Consider the following 19,036-nt stretch of genomic DNA (forward strand, 5'->3'; position numbering starts at 1 on the left):
CGGAGACCCTTGCTCTCCCACGGGCTTGGTGTCCCAAAGGTGCGACGGTCTTCCATCCGCCACCGCAACTGGCATTACAGCGCCAAATGCGGAAGAAGGGAAGTTACAAAGGTGGCCCGCAGGGCCGGATGAGGTGGGGCGAAGCCATTGACTCCAGAGTTTGCCGAACCGCCCCCTCATCGCCTCGCATACGCTCGGCACTTCTCCCCGCAGGGGAGAAGTGGAGCTCCCATCTCCCCTCAAGGGGAGGGTAAAACATACCGCTTGCAAGATCCCCCAAAGCAGAGACAAATCACTGTCAAACCAATCTGATACGCAACCGCATAAGCCCCGCCAGTTCATCCCAAGGTGACCCCGATGCCGAACCCTCTCGCTTCTTCCCTCGGCGCCACGCTCACCGCCAGCGGTACGACCTTCGCGGTCCGGTCGTCCTGCGCCTCCGGCATCGAGCTTTGCCTCTACGACCCGACCGGCGACCGCGAACTGCGCCGCCTGCCGATGCAACGCGGCGAGGATGATGTTTACAGCCTGACCGTCCCGGATGCGCGGGCCGGAACCCGCTACGGTTTTCGCGCCTCAGGGAGCTACGATCCCGATCATGGCCTCTGGTTCGACCCCGCCAAGCTGCTGGTCGATCCCTATGCCCGCGAACTCGACCGCCCCTTCCATTACGATCCCCGCCTGTCGGCCTTCGGTGACGACACTGCCGATCTCGTTCCCAAGGCGATCGTGACGGAACCGCAGAGCGCGCAACGGCAAGCCCCGCTTTTCCAGGCCGGCGGCCTGATCTACGAGGTCGCCGTCCGACCCTTCACCATGCTGCATCCGGAGGTGCCGGACCAGCAGCGCGGCACCGTTGCGGCGCTTGCCCATCCCGCCGTCATCGCCCATCTGAAACGCATCGGCGTCTCGGCCATCGAGCTGATGCCGATCACCGCCTGGATCGACGAGCGCCACCTGCCGCCACTTAAGCTCACCAACGGCTGGGGCTACAATCCGATCGCCTTGATGGCACTCGATCCGCGCCTGGTGCCGGGCGGCATGACCGAGTTGCGCGAAACCGTCGCCGCCCTTCATGGCGAGGGCATCGGCACCATTCTCGATCTGGTCTTCAACCATTCCGGCGAAAGCGACCGCTGGGGTGCCACACTCTCGATGCGCGGCCTCGACAACCCCGTCTATTACCGCCACGCCACGGATCGGCCCGGCGAACTGGTCAACGATACAGGCACCGGCAACACCATCGCCTGCGATCACCCGGTGGTGCGCCAGTTCATCCTCGACAGCTTGCGTCACTTCGTTCTTTCCGCTGGTATCGATGGTTTCCGCTTCGACCTCGGCTCGATCCTTGGCCGCGATATCAACGGCTTCAACAGCGATGCCGCCCTGCTTTCAGAGATACGCGCAGACCCGGTGCTGAAAGACCGCGTTCTGATCGCCGAACCCTGGGACATCGGCCCCGGCGGCTACCAGCTCGGCAATTTCCCGGCGCCCTTCCTCGAATGGAACGACCGGGCGCGCGACGACCTGCGCCGCATCTGGCGCGGCGACAGCCATACGATCGGCGACCTGGCGACGGCGCTGGCCGGCTCGTCAAATGTCTTTTCCCGCAATGGCGGCGAACAGACCCGCAGCGTCAATTTCATCGCCGCCCATGACGGCTTCACGCTGATGGATCTGGTCTCCTACGCCGGCAAGCACAATGAAGCCAATGGCGAGGACAACCGCGACGGCCACAACGAAAACCATTCCTGGAACAATGGCGTCGAAGGCGCAACGGCCGATCCCGAGGTCCTCGCCTTCCGCCGCCGCGATGTCATGGCGCTGCTGTCGACCCTGTTTGCCACGCGCGGCGCCATCATGCTGACCGCCGGCGACGAGGGCGGCCGCACCCAGCGCGGCAACAACAACGCCTACTGCCAGGACAATGCCATCACCTGGGTCGACTGGAGCACTTTGGACGAGACGCTGATCGCCCATACAGCATCCCTTTCGCAGATCCGCACCCGCTTCGATGTCTTTCACGACACCACGTTCTTCATCGGAAACGGCGATGTCGAATGGCTGCGGTTCGACGGCCAGCCGATGACGACGGGCGATTGGGAAAGTGCCACGGCCGATCATCTGGTCATGCTACTCTCAACCGGCGACAGTGTGCAGAACAGACGAACCCGGCTCGCCGTCGTGATCAATCGCAGCCACGCGCCGCATCCGGTGCAATTGCCGGTCCGGCACGGGTCCGGCTGGCAGAGCCTCTTGCCATCCGCCACGGCGGGTATGGGCACCATCGCGGCACGCAGTGTCGGTTTCCACGCCGAAATTTTATGAACCTGTACTGCTCCCCCGATTGCCGTTTTTCCCCAGAGCGGCCTATAGAAAACCGGGGGGATGTTTTTGATCGGAAAAGAGAATGCCGCAGGAAATTTCGCTAACGGACGTCAAGAACCTGGTGGGCACCGAGGTCGGCATTTCCGACTGGATCACGGTCACACAGGAAACCATCGACAGTTTTGCCGGCGCGACCGACGACCACCAGTTCATCCATACGGATCCGGTCCGCGCCGCCGCCGAAACCCCGTTCGGCGGCACGATCGCCCATGGATTCCTGTCGCTGTCGCTGTTGTCGGCAATGAACTACAATTGCCTGCCACGCATACGCGAACAGACGATGGGCATCAACTACGGCTTCGACAAGGTGCGCTTCGTGGCACCGGTGAAAAGCGGCGCCAAGGTGCGCGGCCGCTTCACCATGGCCGAAGCCCGCTTCCGCGGTGCCGGCATGCTGATGGTCACCTATGAGATCACCGTCGACATTGAGGGCGAACGCAAACCGGCGCTCACCGCCACGTGGCTGACCATCATCCAGTTCGATCCGAAGGATAGGCCTGAGGATGCCTGACTCAAAGACGACAGAGGACAGCGTCCGTCTCGCATTCGTCCAGCAGGCGAGTTCCTGCCGCGAGCTCGGTTCCCCCTTCACTTCAAGTCTCTGCGCGCTTGCCGCCGAGCGGTTGACCGGTGACCACCCGGTTGGCGCGAAAATTCTGTCCTGGTCCGGCGACCCTTCGCCCGGTGGCGATTCCGTGCCGCTGCGCCTTGCCGGCGCGCTGCATGCGCTGGTGCTGTCCGGCTCGGACAAACAACTTGCCTCAGTCTATCCGCCTCAAACGGCAGAAGCGGATGACCTCTGGAGCGCCATCGAACAGGCCTGCCGCATCCATGCGTCCTTCATCCTCGACCGGCTGACATCAGCGCCGCAGACCAACGAGGTACGCCGGTCCGGCGCCCTGCTTCCCGGTTTCCTGACCATTTCCAGCCTCTTGCAAAAACCGCTGGTCCTCTCGGAAGTCGGCGCCAGCGCTGGGCTCAATCTGCAATGGGATCGCTACGAGTACTGGCTCGGCGATAGGACCTGGGCCTTGCAGCCCTCCCCGGTGCTGATCGCCCCGGAATGGCGCGGCCCACCGCCGCCACTCGATACGCCGGTCCATGTCGATAGCCGCGCGGGGTGCGATCTCAATCCACTGAACCCGGCAAGCGAGGCCGACGCCCTGCGCCTTCTCTCCTACATCTGGGCCGACCAGCAGGACAGACTGGAGCGCACCCGCTTTGCACTCGCCATTGCCGCCACCAACCGTCAGACGGTCGATCGCGCCGATGCCGTGGATTGGCTGGAAAAACGTCTGCAAGAGGTCCACGAGGATCAGGTTCACGTGGTCTACCACACCATCGCCTGGCAATATCTGCCCGCGCATTCAAAGGCAGAGGGCGAAGCCCTGATCGCCGCCGCCGGAGAGCGCGCAACGGAAAGCGCGCCGCTGGCACGCCTGCAGATGGAAGCAGACGATCAGAAACACAGCGCAGCACTGACACTGCAAGTCTGGCCATCCGGCGAAAAACACCTGATCGGCCGCGCCGATTTTCACGGCCGCTGGGTGGAGTGGATCGGCTGGCCCGGAGCGCATTGAGGCTGGGCCAACGATATCAGTTCCCCGCATCCTCGGCAGCTTCCGCCAGAAGCGTCGACACATAAGGCGAGAACGACCGCCAGCATTCGACCCGGAACGTGTCCTCGGCGGTGCGCAACAGCACAATTTCCGCCTTGGCCAGAACCGTGCGCGAGCAGGCGCCGACCGGGAATGCTGCCAGTGACAGGTCCTGCGGGCAGCCGCCATTGATCGCCACTTCGGCGCCACGTCCCTTAACGATCAGTGCCGTGTTGCGATGGGAAATATCCGTTGCCGAATGCAGCACGTTGCTCGACGCCACCGCCGCTATCAGATCGGCCTCGTTCTCGTCGATAACAAGCCATTCATCTGGCCCGAGCCAGAGCGCATGGCGGCCGTTTGCGGACGTCGATGTCTTGGCCTTCACCGGCAGCGGCAGGCCGAGCGCACCGGACAGTGCGGAAACGGCATCGGGCTTTGCCCGCAGCGAAATCCGGGTTGCGGGTGCTGCAACGGAAAGCGAGGCAGCGCCGGAGCCGCCGTGAAAGCCGGACAGCGGCAGGGTGCGGGTGGCCAAATTAGCCCCAATCAAATCAGCCATTGATGCGGCCTCCTTCCTTGTCAAAGAACACCATGTCGCTCACCTCGACGGCGATCGTCTTGTCCGGCATCGGCACATAGAGCGTCTGGCCGATCTTCGCCTTGCCGCCGGCAACCAGCGCCAGCGCGATCGAGCGGCCGCAGTTTTCCGACCAGTAGGCCGACGTCACATGGCCGATCATCGTCATCGGCAGCGGCTGGTTCGGATCGGCAACGATCTGCGCGCCCTCCTCCAGCACCACCTTCGGATCCTTGGTCAAAAGCCCGACCAACTGCTTGCGGCCATCGGCGACCAGATCGGGACGGCGCAGGCCGCGAATGCCGACAAAATCGGTCTTCTTCTTGCCGACCGCCCAGCCGAGCGACGCATCGTCCGGCGTCACGGTCCCGTCGGTGTCCTGACCGACGATGATATAGCCCTTTTCGGCGCGCAGGATGTGCATCGCCTCGGTACCGTAGGCGCAAGCGCCGAGTGCTTGCGCCCGCTCATAGATCGCCGCCCAGACGGCCGGGCCGAAATCGGCGGGAACGTTGACTTCGAAGCCAGTTTCGCCGGTGAACGACATGCGGAACAGCCGGGTCGGCACGCCGCAGATCTTGCCTTCGCGAACGCTCATGTGCGGGAAGGCTTCGTTCGACAGGTCGATGCCTTCGACCAGCGGTGCAATGATCTCGCGTGCCTTCGGTCCCTGAACCGCGATGACAGCCCACTGTTCGGTGGCCGAAGTCAGCCAGACGTTCAGATGCGGAAACTCGGTCTGCAGATAGTCTTCCATGTGGTTCATGACGCGGGCGGCACCGCCCGTCGTCGTCGTCACGTGGAAACGATCCTCCGCCATACGGCCGACGACGCCATCGTCATAGACGAAGCCGTCTTCGCGGAGCATGATGCCGTAGCGGCAGCGGCCTGGCTTCAGCGTATCCCAGCTGTTGGTGTAGATGAGGTTGAGGAACTGCGCCGCATCCGGGCCAACCACTTCGATCTTGCCGAGCGTCGAGGCATCGAAGATGCCGGCGACATCGCGCACGGTCTTGCACTCGCGGTTGACGGCCTGATGCATATCTTCGCCGGGCTTAGGATAGTACCAGGCGCGCTTCCACTGACCGACATCCTCGAACACCGCGCCTTGTGCTTCTTCCAAAGCGTGCATCGGCGTCTTGCGCGTCGGGTCGAACAGCTCGCCGCGCGAATGGTTGATCAGCGTGCCGAACGTCACCGGCGTATAGGGCGCGCGGAACGTCGTCAGGCCGACCTTGGGAATTTCTCGGCCAAGCGTTTCGGCAGCGATCGCAAGGCCGTGGATGTTGGACAGCTTGCCCTGATCGGTCGCCATGCCGTTGGTGGTAAAACGCTTGATATGCTCGATCGAGTGCATGCCTTCGCGCACCGCAAGGCGGATATCCTTGGCGCAGACGTCGTTCTGGAAATCGATGAAGGCCTTGACAGTGGTATCCGGTCCCGCTCCCTCGGCCGCACCCGCCATGCCGCCGGTCCAAAAGAAGGCATTCACGCCCTGAAGCGCCAGCTTCTCCGGTGCGGTAAACCCAGACGCATTCGACATCAGCTCGCCGGCAGCCAGCGATTCCTCGATGGTCGCCTGCAGGTCGTTGGTGCCGTTGCAGGCGCCGACGGACAGGCAGTCCTGGGCATAGGTGCCGGGCAGGAAACGCTGGGTCTCGAAGTCGTAAGCGACCTTGCCGCGCGACTGCGAGAACATGTGCACCGACGGCGTCCACCCGGCCGACATCAACAGTGCGTCGATGGCGATCTTGCGGGTACTGCCACCGCCATTGCGGGCGACCGACATGGAGGAGACCCGGAGCTTGCCGCCGGTATCGACGACGCCATGACCGGTGAGAACCTCGATGCCAAGCGAACGGGCCTCGGTAAGCACACCCTCGCCCGGCTGCTCGCGGCAATCGACGATGGCGGCGACGGTAATGCCAGCCCGTTTCAGATCGAAAGCGGCTTCATAGGCGGAATCGTTGGCGGTGTAGACGCCGACCTTCTTGCCGACGGCAACGCCGAAATGGTTGAGGAAGGTGCGGGCGGCAGACGCCAGCATGATGCCGGGACGGTCGTTATTGGCAAAAACCATGTGGCGCTCGATGGCGCCGGTGGCGATGATGACGCGCTTGGCACGAACCTGCCAGAGACGTTCGCGCGGCAGTTTCCTGTCGGGCTTGGCCAGATGCTCCGTCACACGCTCGTTGAGACCGACGAAATTCTGGGCGTAATAGCCGAAGGCCGTCGTGCGTGGCAGAACCGTGACGTTGTCCATCTTCGCCAGATTGGCTGCCGTGCCTTGCGCCCAGCCAAAGCCGTCCTGACCGTCGATGGTGACGCTCTTGTCGTAGTGCAGCGCACCGCCGACTTCCGGCTGCTCGTCGCAGATGATGACCCGGGCACCGGTCTTGGCGGCGGCCAGCGCTGCCGAGAGGCCGGCCACACCGGCACCGATCACCAGCACGTCGCAATGGGCGTAACGGCTGGAATAATGATCGGTATCGTCCTCGGTCGGCGACACGCCGAGACCGGCAGCAGCGCGGATCTGCGGCTCATAGACATGCTTCCAGGCCTGCTTCGGCCACATGAAGGTCTTGTAGTAGAAGCCTGCGGCAAAGAAAGGCGCCAAAAGGTTGTTGACCGCGCCGACATCAAAGGCGAGCGACGGCCAGCGGTTCTGCGAGATCACCTTCATGCCGTCGAACACGTCCTGCACGGTGGCACGCACGTTCGGCTGCTTGCGGGCAGCGTCGCGCTCGACGCCGATCAATGCGTTCGGCTCTTCGGTACCGGCCGACACGATACCGCGCGGACGATGGTACTTGAACGAGCGGCCGACGAGATGGACGCCGTTGGCTAGCAGGGCCGAGGCGACGGTGTCACCTTCGAGTGCCGCATAGCTCTTGCCGTCGAAGACGAAACGGGCGGTTTTTGCAGGGGTGAGACGGCCTGCACCGGGGATACGATTGGCGCCGCTCATTTCGCGTCTGACTCCGTGGCTTCATAGGTTTCGACCGTCGCTTCCGTTGCCGGACGCAGCGTGCCGAGGTCCGGGCGCGGCACGCCGGCCTTGTAGGTGGTCAGGAACTTGTCGCTGACGGTATCGCGGGCTGCATTGAAGAAACGGCCGCAGCCGTTCAGGTGCCGCCAGCGCTCAAAGGTCAGGCCCTTGACGTTGTCACGCAGGAAGAAGAACGCCTCAAAATCCTCGTCGGTCATCCCGGTCATGTTGGCGGGGCGGGCGATATGGGCGTCGCCGGCCTGGCGGAATTCGAGCTCGGAACGCTCTTCCTCGCAATAGGGGCAGTAGATCAGAAGCATGGGAGACTCCCTGCCGATTGGGCATGACGAAATGGGATGACAAATTCAGCATCGTCTGCGGGGAGACTTACCCCCCTCTGCCCCTCATGGGGCATCTCCCCCTCAAGGGGGGAGATCAGCCGCTGACTTTTGTGCCTATAAGGAAAAAGAATGATCTCCACCCTTGAGGGGGAGATGTCACGAAGTGACAGAGGGGGGTAACCACGAACTCTGAGCATCCTGATCCCCTCAGTGCGCAACGGCGGCGGCGGCCGCTTCGTCGATCAGGCGGCCCGAGCGGAAGCGCTCCAGCGTGAACGGCGCGTTGATCTTGTGCGGCGCGTCGTTGGCGATGGTGTGGGCAAAGACATTGGCCGAGCCCGGCGTTGCCTTGAAGCCGCCGGTACCCCAGCCACAGTTGACGTAGAGACCGGAAACCGGAGTTTTGGCCAGGATCGGCGAGCGGTCCGGCGTCACGTCGACGATACCGCCCCAGGACCGCATCATCTTCATGCGGCGGAAGATCGGGAAGAGTTCGCAGATGGCATCGAGTGTGTGGGTGATGATCTGCAGGCCGCCGGTCTGGGAATAGGACGAATACTGGTCGGTACCGGCGCCGATGACGAGTTCGCCCTTGTCGGACTGCGAGATATAGGCATGAACGGTGTTCGACATGACGACGCAGGGGAAGATCGGCTTGATCGGCTCGGAGACCAGAGCCTGCAGCGGATAGCTGACCAGCGGCATGCGCACGCCGGCCATTTCCATCAGCACCGAGGTGTGACCGGCAGCAACGACGCCGACCTTCTTGGCATTGATCTGGCCGCGATTGGTATCGACACCGGCAACCGAACCATCCGGATTGCGGCGGATGCCGGTGACTTCACAGTTTTGGATGATGTGCACACCGCGATCGGCGGCGGCACGGGCATAACCCCAGGCGACGGCATCGTGACGGGCGGTACCGCCGCGGCGCTGAAGGGCGGCACCGTTGATCGGATAGCGGGCGGTGCGGGAAATATCGAGCGGCGGGCAGAATTCCTGCGCCTGTTCCGGCGTCAGCCATTCATTGTCGATGCCGTTCAGGCGGTTGGCGTGGATGTGACGCTTGAACACCTGCTGGTCATGGACATTGTGCGACAGCATCATGACGCCGCGCGCCGAATACATGACGTTGTAGTTGAGATCCTGGCTGAGGCCATCCCAGAGCTTCAGCGCGTGGTCGTAGATCCCCGCACTTTCGTCATAGAGATAGTTGGAGCGGATGATGGTGGTGTTGCGGCCGGTATTGCCGCCGCCGAGCCAGCCCTTTTCAAGCACGGCGATGTTGGTGATGCCGTGCTCCTTGGCGAGGTAATAGGCAGTGCCCAGGCCATGACCGCCGGCGCCGATGATGATGACATCATATTCCTTACGCGGCTCGGGCGAGGTCCACTGCGCCTCCCATCCCCTGTGGCCGCGCATCGCTTCGCGAGCGACAGCAAAAACCGAATATTTGCGCATCCGCTTTCACACTCCGTAGTCCTGCCGAAAGGCCGGTGAATTTCCTGTGGTCGATCTAGAAATCGCAAATCCCGGACTTCCGCAACGTTTCTTTTGCGACGCGAGACGGCGCTTGTCGCACGAGTTGCGACATGCAGTTCCCCGCGCGCAATATAAGGCAGCACACATATTGAGAAAGCACGATACGCCCGCACCACACGGCGTCGCCTCCTCTCCATTCCTATCACCGAGACCTTAGAACCAGCGTTTTGCGGCGCTTTCAGCCGTGGAAGGCAACTCGCGGCTGGACTTTGAGCAACCGATCTGGTATCCGCTCTCCCAATCGTAAAGCTCTCGGGCTCCGCGAACCATATTTTTTTGCCTCGTTGACCTGACTTCATGAGGCGATCACTCGAAACTGAAGGAACGGGATTCACGTGCAGGTACTAGTCCGCGACAACAATGTCGATCAAGCGCTTCGCGCACTCAAGAAGAAGATGCAGCGCGAAGGCATTTTCCGCGAAATGAAGATGCGTGAGGCCTACGAAAAGCCATCCCAGAAGCGCGCTCGCGAAAAGGCTGAAGGCGTTCGTCGCATTCGCAAGCTGGCCCGCAAGCGTTTGCAGCGCGAGATGGGCATCGTTACCCCCCGCCCTTCGGCGGCGGCGGCACGCTGATCGGCGTTCACTGCGCATCTAACGCGTAAATCGGGCGGGGGCGACACGATCGCCACCGCTCTTTCTGTTTCAATCGCATGGTGCCGGATTTAATTCCGGATACAGGCGACCAGCGCGCAGAGCGTGCTACACTGTCTTCGGACGCGAAACGGCACCCATGATGGTGTATCTGCCGTGCCCCAGGCCTTTGACACTGCTGGCCCGATCCGCCGTTTAAGGCCCGGGACATGCCGAGACGCTTCGCTTAATCGAGGGAATCAATCTTGACATCGACTGCCAGGACTGCGGACTTTTCCGACTATACCGGCTTTGCCGGGCGCTCCAATCGGCGCGGTGTTTTCCTCGCCTCCATGCTTGCCGTGACCGGCGCGCTGATGCTGTCAAGCTGCACCACCGCAGACACGCCGAGCAACATGATGCGCGTCGAGCGGGCGCAGGGATCAGACGAGAACATCGCCTCCCTGTCCACCGTGATCTCCGCCAATCCGAGCGACCCGGAAGGCTACAATGTCCGCGGTTCGGCCTATGGCCGCGCTGGCGAATTCCGCCGCGCTCTGGCTGATTTCAACAAGGCGATCGAACTCAATCCGCGTTTCTACCAGGCCTATGCCAACCGGGCGCTTGTCGAACGCAACATGGGCGACCAGTCTGCGGCGCAGTCGGACTATAACATGGCTCTGCAACTCAATCCGCGCTACGACGTAGCCTTTATCGGCCGCGGCAATCTCTACCGCCAGGCCGGTCAACTGGATCAGGCTTTTGCCGATTTCAACAAGGCGATCGAACTCGATACGACGGACCCTCGCGCCTACCACAATCGGGGCTTGATCTATCAGGCCCGCAAGCAGCATGCGCAGGCGATCGAGGACTTCTCGACGGCGATCTCGCTGTCGCCGAATGCCCCAGAGCCCTATAACGGCCGCGGCATTTCCTACGTCGCGACCAATGACGACGACAATGCGTTTGCTGATTTCAACACGGCCATCAACCTGAACGGCAAGATCGCCGAATCCTGGGCCAACCAGGCGCTGGTCTACGAGCGCCGCGGCGACAAGGCGAAAGCGGCAAAGTCCTATGGCCACGCGCTGTCGCTGGATTCCAAGTATGAACCAGCCCGCGCCGGTCTCGCACGGGTGAAAGCCGCCGGCTGACAGCTTACCCAATGTCCGGACGAAATTGGACTCGCTGCCACCGCAGCGGGTTTTTTATTGCCTGTTTGTCGCACCGCAGCGGAACCATCCATCCCGCGAGCCGTTATCAGGCCGTCAGCGCATAGTTTCCAGAGTTAGGATGCGCACAGCGAAATACACGCCCTCTGCAACCGGATTGCAGGTCCGGGTCGAATAGGAGTAAAATCATGGTAAAACGCGCAATCATCGCCGCCGCCGCACTTGCTGCGATTTGGGTCGCACCGGCAGGTGCCGCGAACTACGTGACTGTTGGACGGCTGGTTTGTGGCTCTGAAGGCGGCGTAGGCATGATCGTCACATCCGAGAAGGCGCTGAGATGCACCTATACATCGGCGGCCGGTGGCCCGGCTGCCGTCTATGACGGCAAGATCCAGAAATTCGGCATCGATCTCGGCCAGACCGGGAAGAGCGTGATGATATGGGATGTGCTGGCCAAGACCGGCGCCAGCGATGCCAACTTCCCGCTGAGCGGCGAATATTATGGCGTTGGCGCCGACGCAAGTTTTGCTGCGGGTGCAGGCGCCAAAGTTCTCGGCGGTGGGATCGATAAGGCCTTCATGCTGCAGCCAGTCAACGTTCAAGTCCAGGAAGGACTGAATATTGCTGTTGGCGTCGAGAAGATGACGCTGGCACCGGCTGCCATCTAAGCCAAGCATCCTGACCTCCAGTCGCAAAAATGCCCGCCTCGCCGGCGGGCATTTTTGTGTTCCAGCATCTGCGAAGAACCGTCAGCGGTTCATCATCAATGGTTCATGGCCTTGACGATATCGTCGGTCATCTTCTTGGCGTCGCCGAGCAGCATCATGGTGCCGTCCTTGTAGAACAGCGTGTTGTCGATACCGGCGTAACCGGAGCCGAGCGAACGCTTGACGAACAGGCAGGTCTTGGCCTTGTCGACATCGAGGATCGGCATGCCATAGATCGGCGATGTCTTGTCGTCGCGCGCCGCCGGGTTGGTGACGTCGTTGGCACCGATGACATAGGCAACGTCAGCCTGGGCGAATTCGGAGTTGATATCCTCCAGTTCGAACACTTCGTCATAGGGCACGTTGGCTTCGGCAAGCAGCACGTTCATATGGCCCGGCATACGGCCGGCGACCGGATGGATGGCATATTTTACCTCGACGCCGTTTTTCTTCAGCGCATCCGCCAGTTCGCGAACCGCGTGCTGCGCCTGCGCCACCGCCATGCCGTAACCCGGAACGATGATCACTTTCGACGCATTGGCCATCAGGAAGGCGGCGTCATCGGCCGAGCCCTGCTTGACGGTGCGCACGACGCCATCATCGCTGGCAGCCGCTGCAGTATCGCCACCGAAGCCGCCGAGAATGACCGAGATGAAGGAACGGTTCATGCCCTTGCACATGATGTAGGACAGGATCGCGCCGGACGAGCCGACCAGCGCGCCGGTGATGATCAAAGCCAGATTGCCGAGCGTGAAGCCGATACCGGCGGCGGCCCAGCCGGAATAGGAATTCAGCATCGAGACGACCACCGGCATATCGGCGCCGCCGATCGGGACGATCAGCAGAACGCCCAGCGCCAGCGACAGAACGACGATCGCCCAGAAATCGAAATGGCTTTCCGAAGCCGCAAGCCCGACGATGAAAAAGATGATCAGCAACAGAAGCACTGAATTGATGACATGGCGGAACGGCAACATGATCGGCTTGCCCGACATGCGGCCATCGAGCTTCAGGAAGGCGATGATCGAGCCGGTGAAGGTGATGGCGCCGATGGCGACACCAAGGGCCATTTCGACCAGCGCCTGGGCATGGATCCCGCCGATCTCGCCGATGCCGAAGGAGGACGGGGTATAGAGTGCGGAGGCTGCGACCAGAACGGCGGCAAGGCCGACCAGCGAATGGAAGCCGGCAACCAGTTGCGGCATCGAGGTCATCGGGATCGAGCGGGCGATATAGGCACCGGCACCGCCACCGATGGCAAGGCCGAGCACGATCAGCACCAGTCCGCCAAACGACGGGGTGGCGAGCAGGAGTGTGGTGACGATGGCGATGCCCATGCCGACCATGCCGAGGATATTGCCCCGGCGCGAGGTGGTCGGATGCGACAGGCCGCGCAGCGCCATGATGAACAGGACGCCGGAAACCAGATAGAGGAAGGCTGCGATATTGGCACTCATGACGGCAGCCTCACTTCTCTTTTTTCTTGTACATGGCGAGCATGCGCTGGGTCACCAGAAAGCCGCCGAAGATATTGACCGAAGCGAGAACCAGCGCCACGAAGCCGAAGCCGGTGGCAAGGCCGGAGGCAGAGATGCCGACGGCCAGAAGCGCGCCGACGACGATGACCGAGGAAATCGCGTTGGTGACCGCCATCAGCGGCGTGTGCAGTGCGGGGGTTACCGACCAGACGACATAATAGCCGACGAAGATCGACAGGACGAAGATCGCCAGCTGGAACACGAACGGGTCGATCGCGCCGCCGCTCAAACCGTGGACAACATTGCCGGCGGCATCCGGCACATATTCGGCGGCGGTGCGCACCGCCTCGACCGCCCGGTCGAGGTCGCCGATCGCCTTGTCGAGCATCTCATTGGCCATCATATCTCTCCCTTAGGCAGCCACGCTTCTCCCCGAAGCACGCACGCTACCCTCTCCAATTTTAAGCTGTTGCTGCGACCACGGACGGCGCTGCGGCGAAACTCGGATGCACCACGGCACCGCCATGCGTCAACATCGTCGCCTTGACCAGTTCGTCCTCAATATTGAGGGCAAGCACCTTGGTTTCCTTGCCGACCATGGTCTCGAGGAACGTCACGAGGTTCTTGGCATAGAGCGCGGAGGCGGAAGCAGCGATGCGGCCCGGCATATTGGTGTAGCCGACGACCTTGACGCCCTCGACTTCGACCACCTGATCGGCCACAGCACCTTCGACATTGCCGCCGCGTTCGACAGCGAGATCGACGGCGATCGAGCCGGGCTTCATGGCTTTCAGCATCTCGCGAGTAATCAGCCGTGGCGCCGGACGGCCAGGGATCAGCGCGGTGGTGATGACGATATCCTGCTTGGCCAGATGCTCGGCGGTCAGCACTGCCTGCTTGGCCTTGTAGTCCGCCGACATTTCCTTGGCATAGCCGCCGGATGTTTCGGCCGCCTTGAATTCCTCGTCCTCGACCGCAATAAATTTAGCGCCGAGCGAGGCGACCTGCTCCTTCGAGGCCGGACGCACGTCGGTAGCGGACACCACCGCCCCAAGGCGCCGTGCCGTGGCGATAGCCTGCAGACCGGCAACGCCAGCCCCCATGACGAAGACTTTCGCCGCAGGAACAGTGCCCGCAGCCGTCATCATCATCGGCATGGCCCGGTCATATTCGGATGCCGCTTCGATCACCGCCTGGTAACCGGCAAGGTTTGCCTGCGACGACAGCACGTCCATCGACTGGGCGCGGGTGATGCGCGGCATCAATTCCATCGCAAACGCCGAAACGCCGGCCTTGGCCATATCCGCCAATGCCTGCTCGTTGCCATAGGGATCCATGATTGCCAGCACGATGGCACCGGGCTTGTAACCTGTGACCTCTGCGGATGTCGGGCGCCGTACCTTCAGCACCACATCGGCGCTCGCCGCATCGGCAGCGGAACCGATCCGCGCGCCGGCTTTCTCGAACTCGCCGTCCGGAATGCGCGACAAGGTGCCGGCACCGGCCTGAACGACAACCTCGAAGCCGAGGGTCTTGAGCTTCTTGACACTTTCGGGTGACGCCGCGATACGGCCCTCGCCCGGAAATGTTTCCAACGGTATGAATACGGTCTCTGCCACAGGTTCCTCCCTGACACGGGCTGGAACACGGCGGGCCGCGATTTCCACTTTCCCGTACACTCGATAATCGCGCCTTGAGCCGCCCTTTGGTGGCCTGCGCGCATGTCTCTCCCGGCCCGGCAATCACCGGGCCATGGAAAAGCCGGCACCTCACTCCCAAGTGCCGCTTTCATCAAAACTTTGGAAAACCGGTCAGCGCAGAAGCACGAAACCGGCGATATTGAGGAGAACGAAGAGGACGAAGGCGGTGAAGAAACCGGCGCTGGTGAAGAAACCGGCAGCCATGGCGATCAGCAGCGCGACGCAGAAGATCGTGACAATTTTCGTCGCCTCAAGGAAGAAATTATAGGTCTTCTCGTGTTCGGCATAATCCATCGGTGCGCCCAGTTCGGCCGGTCCGGAATGATGTTCAGCCATCGTCCATATCTCCCTGAAATTCAGCCGCACCCTACTCTGCCCTTGGCGGCGAGCGCGGCATCTCGTCTCTCTTCCATTCTATGTGCGTCCAGAGTGCCCGAAGACATCGATCGCGCATAGGTGGCCTTACACAAAGCCACGGTCAAACGCAACGAAAACTGCAGGCGCGCCATGCGGCATAACGGTTGATCAGACGACTGTTGCAACAACACGAAGGCCTGATCAGGCCTGGCTGCGCGCGCGGCTCTGCATCGTCAATGCCAGGCGGGCTGTCGGCAGCACCGTCAGCGGTGCATACTGGGTTTCCCGGTCATCCCCGAACATCATGCGTCGCTCGAACGGTTCCGAATCGAAGAACGGAAAACGGGTATAGAGCCAGGGCCGGATTTCGCGGACACGGGCAGCCAGCAGTGTCAGGTCGATCTTGTAGTTGCCGCAATTCTTTTGTGGGGAGACGATCGTGTCGGCATCGAAGACCCGCTTGTAGAAGGCGGCATGCTGCGGCTTGACCAGCGATAGGCAGCGGTCGACGTCGAAATGCTCGGATGCCATGGTGGCGACGCGCAGGGTGAGATAGGGGATGGCCGGCATTTCCCGCAGGATTTCGGGATCGGCGGCAAGCCGGACCGGATCGATCAACGACAGGCCCGCGTCCAGAAAGCCGTCAATCTCCGCTCCAAAGACCGAACCGGACGAGCTGACACGATGCTCGGGCGTCACATGATGCACCCGCACGGTACTGATCAGCCGCTCTTCGAAATAGATACCGAAAACATAGGCGTGACTGTCGAAATCGATATCGTCGATCAGCATCGTGCCGGACAAGGGCAATATATCTGCCATTTTGTAGGCCTTGAAACGGATACGGGCGACATCTTCCATGTCCTCGCCCGTCTCGACCCGGCGATATTCGACATGATCCAACAGTTCCAGCAGTCGCTCTGAAAACCTGTTCTGCTGCTCCGCTTTCATTTCATCAAACGCCCCCGTTGAAGGGGCATTCATCGTCCAAACGGAGGCACCTCACAATGTTTTAATGGATCAGTAATTATAAACCATTTGTTAAGGTTAACAGACAGTTAACGCTAAATTACCATTGCATTTCTTGACAGCGTAACAGCTTGAAACGGGTGCTCCTGCGGTGTCACGCACCGATCACGCGATCGGGTTGCAAATAAAAGCGGTGAAAGGCTGAAAATCTACGCAGTGGGCCGATTGCGCCGTTTTGGCACGGACAGCTTCTTCAGCAATGTATCCGACAGGCTTTCGATCGCCAGCGACGGCATGGGGGCAGCGAAGACGTAACCCTGGATCAGGTCGGCACATTTATACTGATTGATCAGCGCCAATTGATCACTTGTCTCGACCCCTTCGATAACGATCTTCAACCCCAGCTCGCGAGACAGGTTGACCATGCCGCGCAGAAGCTTGAAGCGGCGTGCATCCTCGCGGATATTGCGCACGAAGGAGCGATCGATCTTGATGATATCGAGCGGCAGCGCATCGAGATAACTGAGGCTCGAATATCCCGTTCCGAAATCGTCGATGGCGATGGTGATGCCGCGGGCGCGCAGCTCCTGGAGAATCATCTGCACCTTGGCCGCCTCTTCCATCAGGCAGCTCTCCGTTACTTCAAGGTGAAGCCGGGACGGATCCAGCCCGGTTTCCGACAGAATGTCCGTGACGGTCGGAATAATTTCGCCATTGCGCAGGTCAAGGACCGAGAGATTGACGGAAACGGCGATGTGGCTGGGCCATTCCAGGCAATCAAGGCACGCCTGGCGCAGCATGAATTTGGTAATGCTGGAAACGACACCGATTTCCTCGGCCAATTGAATGAACACATCCGGCGGAACTGGGCCGCGTTCCGGATGGGTCCAGCGCGCCAGCGCCTCACAGCATTCGATGCGCGAGCCATCGGCGAGAAACATCGGCTGATAGGCAACCGACAGCCCGTCCGTTGCGATAGCCTCGCGCAGATCTGTCTTCAGTTTCTGCCGGTCAAGATAGTTCGCATCCATTTCCGCTTCGAACGCAGTGCAGCTGCCTTTTTCGCGGCTCTTGCTTTCAAATAGCGCAAGGTCGGCCTTGATCTGCATGTCTTCCAACCGGAAATCGGAACTATCGGCGATCACATAGCCAGCGCTCATCGAGATATTGAAGGTAAAGCCGCTGGCGAAATAAATGCCGCGCATTTGCATATGCACCGCCCGCATGCGCTCTTCGAGGACACGCCGGTTGTTTTCGCCTGAAAAGAACAAGACGAATTCGTCGCCCATCAGGCGTGCCGCAATCGCCTTTTCCCCCGTCACCTTCTTCAATCGTTCGGAGATCGCACACAGCAATCTGTCGCCGACGACATGGCCGCGCGTATCGTTCACATGCTTGAACTCGGCGACATCGAGAACCATGAAACCGGTGAGGCCCGTACGGCTTTGATCGACCAGCGCGTTGCCGACAAGCTCGCCGAAATAGTCGCGATTGGGCAAGCCGGTAAGCGTGTCGAACCGGACCATCTGCAGGATCTTTTTTTCCGCCCGCACGCGCGCCGTCACGTCTTCAAAGATCAGCACGATACCGCCACTGGCGCGCCGGCTTGCGGAAAATTCGAGGAACAGATCATCAGAAAAAGGGATCAGAGCACGCGATTGCATGCCCTGCATCAACTGGTCCAACTGCTTCAGGACCTGCTTGGCCTGATCCTGCTCCAAAAATGTGTGACGGACGCCATAGCGCAGCACGGCATCGAGATGGCAATCCTTGAGACGTTCTTTATCGCCCAGATTAAGAAGCTCGCAGGCGCGCCGGTTGGCAACCAGAATGCGGTGGCCGGCATCGAGCATGAACAGGCCATGCGGCATGTTGTTGAGGGCGAGGTCGAACCGGCCGGCGATCGTCGATATCTCGCGCGCAGCCAGCACATTCCTGTGCAGTGTTTCGCGCACCCCGCGCGCCATCGACCAGGTCGTCAGGATGAACGGCACGATCAACACGGCCAAAATGGCCATGAACCCATCCATCAGGCCAAGCAACCCAAGGATGATCGGCACGCAGGCCGATAGGGACATGACGACGACCGCACGGGCCGAACCGTAATTACGACCGACGAGCGACACCATGGTAGCGAGCGTCACGGAAATGCAGGCGAGCTCGGCAAAGGGGTCGCGAGTGACGAGAATGGCATAGCCGCACGCCATGCCGAGCGTGATGGTGGCGCAGACACCGCCAGCATTGTAGCGGTTTTCCCAGCGGCGAATGCCTTCAAAATCCAGCGAAGTCAGATCTTCGCGATCGAACCGGCGCATATCGATACCGCGAACGAACCAGATCAGCACAATCGCAATTGTGCAGCCGATGAAAAAGGGATCACTGGTTTTTGCAAAAACGAGCAGGAATGTCACGACATGCGACAGCATGCCGATCAAAAGCATCTGGCGGTAATCGTAAAGCGAGCTTACGAACGAAAGGTACACATCGGTCGGAAGAGCGCTCTGTTCATTTGAATTCATGAACCCCCTGCTCCGGTTTGGCGAAGTGTTATTCCCGAGGGTTTAACGAAAGATTTCGCGCGCTTACCGGAAAAAATCCTCCCATATATTAGGGTGTGTGGTCCAGATACTGAATTATTGAAAT

Annotated in this window: 16 protein-coding genes; 6 read left to right on the forward strand and 10 right to left on the reverse strand. The window is 61.0% G+C overall.

Annotated elements, in window-relative coordinates:
- Nucleotides 1–357: 357 nt before the first annotated feature.
- From glgX to ACP7BS_RS20300, 3 genes are all read left to right on the forward strand, one after another.
- The gene (gene glgX, locus ACP7BS_RS20290; RefSeq protein WP_426239569.1) at nucleotides 358–2,328 is read left to right on the forward strand and encodes a glycogen debranching protein GlgX; all 1,971 of its coding nucleotides are present in this window, start codon (nucleotides 358–360) and stop codon (nucleotides 2,326–2,328) included.
- A gap of 82 nt (nucleotides 2,329–2,410) precedes the next feature.
- Nucleotides 2,411–2,899 carry a MaoC family dehydratase gene (locus ACP7BS_RS20295; protein ID WP_426239570.1) on the forward strand — a complete coding sequence of 163 codons (489 nt, stop codon included), beginning with the start codon at nucleotides 2,411–2,413 and terminating at the stop codon, nucleotides 2,897–2,899.
- The gene (locus ACP7BS_RS20300; RefSeq protein WP_426239571.1) at nucleotides 2,892–3,968 is read left to right on the forward strand and encodes a DUF2332 domain-containing protein; all 1,077 of its coding nucleotides are present in this window, start codon (nucleotides 2,892–2,894) and stop codon (nucleotides 3,966–3,968) included. The genes ACP7BS_RS20295 and ACP7BS_RS20300 overlap by 8 nt, the downstream gene beginning before the upstream one ends.
- 16 nt (nucleotides 3,969–3,984) lie before the next feature.
- Here the strand turns inward: ACP7BS_RS20300 and ACP7BS_RS20305 are convergent, their stop codons facing one another.
- From ACP7BS_RS20305 to ACP7BS_RS20320, 4 genes are all read right to left on the reverse strand, one after another.
- Nucleotides 3,985–4,548: a sarcosine oxidase subunit gamma gene (locus ACP7BS_RS20305; protein WP_426239572.1), complete on the reverse strand. Its 564-nt coding sequence runs from the start codon at nucleotides 4,546–4,548 to the stop codon at nucleotides 3,985–3,987.
- Nucleotides 4,541–7,534 (reverse strand): sarcosine oxidase subunit alpha, encoded by a 2,994-nt coding sequence (locus ACP7BS_RS20310; RefSeq protein ID WP_426239573.1) that lies wholly within the window; start codon nucleotides 7,532–7,534, stop codon nucleotides 4,541–4,543. Before ACP7BS_RS20310 ends, ACP7BS_RS20305 begins: the two co-directional genes overlap by 8 nt.
- Nucleotides 7,531–7,875, reverse strand: coding sequence for a sarcosine oxidase subunit delta (locus ACP7BS_RS20315; protein ID WP_426239574.1), 345 nt, complete (start codon nucleotides 7,873–7,875; stop codon nucleotides 7,531–7,533). The genes ACP7BS_RS20310 and ACP7BS_RS20315 overlap by 4 nt, the downstream gene beginning before the upstream one ends.
- A 228-nt stretch (nucleotides 7,876–8,103) precedes the next feature.
- Nucleotides 8,104–9,357: a sarcosine oxidase subunit beta family protein gene (locus tag ACP7BS_RS20320; protein WP_113317516.1), complete on the reverse strand. Its 1,254-nt coding sequence runs from the start codon at nucleotides 9,355–9,357 to the stop codon at nucleotides 8,104–8,106.
- A gap of 416 nt (nucleotides 9,358–9,773) precedes the next feature.
- Here ACP7BS_RS20320 and rpsU point away from each other — a divergent pair, with 416 nt between their 5' ends.
- The 3 genes from rpsU (at nucleotide 9,774) to ACP7BS_RS20335 (ending at nucleotide 11,850) form a co-directional block, all read left to right on the forward strand.
- Nucleotides 9,774–10,013, forward strand: a complete 240-nt coding sequence (gene rpsU / locus ACP7BS_RS20325) for a 30S ribosomal protein S21 (RefSeq protein WP_113246608.1) — start codon at nucleotides 9,774–9,776, stop codon at nucleotides 10,011–10,013.
- A 263-nt stretch (nucleotides 10,014–10,276) separates the two neighbouring features.
- A complete protein-coding gene (locus tag ACP7BS_RS20330) occupies nucleotides 10,277–11,164 on the forward strand; it encodes a tetratricopeptide repeat protein (protein ID WP_426239575.1) in 888 nt (295 codons plus the stop codon).
- Between the two features lie 206 nt (nucleotides 11,165–11,370).
- On the forward strand, nucleotides 11,371–11,850 hold the full coding sequence (locus ACP7BS_RS20335) for a DUF992 domain-containing protein (protein ID WP_426239576.1): 480 nt from the start codon (nucleotides 11,371–11,373) through the stop codon (nucleotides 11,848–11,850).
- Between the two features lie 95 nt (nucleotides 11,851–11,945).
- Here ACP7BS_RS20335 and ACP7BS_RS20340 read toward each other — a convergent pair whose 3' ends face one another.
- The 6 genes from ACP7BS_RS20340 to ACP7BS_RS20365 all read right to left on the reverse strand — a co-directional run bounded on the left by ACP7BS_RS20340 (nucleotide 11,946) and on the right by ACP7BS_RS20365 (nucleotide 18,912).
- Nucleotides 11,946–13,346 (reverse strand): NAD(P)(+) transhydrogenase (Re/Si-specific) subunit beta, encoded by a 1,401-nt coding sequence (locus tag ACP7BS_RS20340; protein ID WP_113246606.1) that lies wholly within the window; start codon nucleotides 13,344–13,346, stop codon nucleotides 11,946–11,948.
- A 10-nt stretch (nucleotides 13,347–13,356) separates the two neighbouring features.
- The gene (locus tag ACP7BS_RS20345; RefSeq protein WP_113246605.1) at nucleotides 13,357–13,767 is read right to left on the reverse strand and encodes an NAD(P) transhydrogenase subunit alpha; all 411 of its coding nucleotides are present in this window, start codon (nucleotides 13,765–13,767) and stop codon (nucleotides 13,357–13,359) included.
- A 61-nt stretch (nucleotides 13,768–13,828) separates the two neighbouring features.
- Nucleotides 13,829–14,986 (reverse strand): Re/Si-specific NAD(P)(+) transhydrogenase subunit alpha, encoded by a 1,158-nt coding sequence (locus tag ACP7BS_RS20350; RefSeq protein WP_426239577.1) that lies wholly within the window; start codon nucleotides 14,984–14,986, stop codon nucleotides 13,829–13,831.
- Between the two features lie 192 nt (nucleotides 14,987–15,178).
- Entirely contained in the window at nucleotides 15,179–15,403 is a 225-nt protein-coding gene (locus ACP7BS_RS20355; RefSeq protein ID WP_060639570.1) for an aa3-type cytochrome c oxidase subunit IV, read from the reverse strand.
- A 222-nt stretch (nucleotides 15,404–15,625) separates the two neighbouring features.
- Nucleotides 15,626–16,375, reverse strand: a complete 750-nt coding sequence (locus ACP7BS_RS20360) for an N-acyl amino acid synthase FeeM domain-containing protein (RefSeq protein WP_426239578.1) — start codon at nucleotides 16,373–16,375, stop codon at nucleotides 15,626–15,628.
- Nucleotides 16,376–16,602: 227 nt separating this feature from the next.
- Entirely contained in the window at nucleotides 16,603–18,912 is a 2,310-nt protein-coding gene (locus ACP7BS_RS20365; protein ID WP_426239579.1) for a putative bifunctional diguanylate cyclase/phosphodiesterase, read from the reverse strand.
- Nucleotides 18,913–19,036 lie beyond the last annotated feature (124 nt).

The sequence above is a fragment of the Pararhizobium sp. DWP1-1-3 genome, from assembly GCF_049896125.1.
GTDB lineage: Bacteria > Pseudomonadota > Alphaproteobacteria > Rhizobiales > Rhizobiaceae > Pararhizobium.

What these genes read in the sequence shown, in the direction of transcription:
- glgX (WP_426239569.1), top strand. Translation starts at nt 358, where the DNA reads ATGCCGAACCCTCTCGCTTCTTCCCTCGGCGCCACGCTCACCGCCAGC.
- ACP7BS_RS20295 (WP_426239570.1), top strand. Translation starts at nt 2,411, where the DNA reads ATGCCGCAGGAAATTTCGCTAACGGACGTCAAGAACCTGGTGGGCACC.
- ACP7BS_RS20300 (WP_426239571.1), top strand. Translation starts at nt 2,892, where the DNA reads ATGCCTGACTCAAAGACGACAGAGGACAGCGTCCGTCTCGCATTCGTC.
- ACP7BS_RS20305 (WP_426239572.1), bottom strand. Translation starts at nt 4,548, where the DNA reads ATGGCTGATTTGATTGGGGCTAATTTGGCCACCCGCACCCTGCCGCTG.
- ACP7BS_RS20310 (WP_426239573.1), bottom strand. Translation starts at nt 7,534, where the DNA reads ATGAGCGGCGCCAATCGTATCCCCGGTGCAGGCCGTCTCACCCCTGCA.
- ACP7BS_RS20315 (WP_426239574.1), bottom strand. Translation starts at nt 7,875, where the DNA reads ATGCTTCTGATCTACTGCCCCTATTGCGAGGAAGAGCGTTCCGAGCTC.
- ACP7BS_RS20320 (WP_113317516.1), bottom strand. Translation starts at nt 9,357, where the DNA reads ATGCGCAAATATTCGGTTTTTGCTGTCGCTCGCGAAGCGATGCGCGGC.
- ACP7BS_RS20335 (WP_426239576.1), top strand. Translation starts at nt 11,371, where the DNA reads ATGGTAAAACGCGCAATCATCGCCGCCGCCGCACTTGCTGCGATTTGG.
- ACP7BS_RS20340 (WP_113246606.1), bottom strand. Translation starts at nt 13,346, where the DNA reads ATGAGTGCCAATATCGCAGCCTTCCTCTATCTGGTTTCCGGCGTCCTG.
- ACP7BS_RS20345 (WP_113246605.1), bottom strand. Translation starts at nt 13,767, where the DNA reads ATGGCCAATGAGATGCTCGACAAGGCGATCGGCGACCTCGACCGGGCG.
- ACP7BS_RS20355 (WP_060639570.1), bottom strand. Translation starts at nt 15,403, where the DNA reads ATGGCTGAACATCATTCCGGACCGGCCGAACTGGGCGCACCGATGGAT.
- ACP7BS_RS20360 (WP_426239578.1), bottom strand. Translation starts at nt 16,375, where the DNA reads ATGAAAGCGGAGCAGCAGAACAGGTTTTCAGAGCGACTGCTGGAACTG.
- ACP7BS_RS20365 (WP_426239579.1), bottom strand. Translation starts at nt 18,912, where the DNA reads ATGAATTCAAATGAACAGAGCGCTCTTCCGACCGATGTGTACCTTTCG.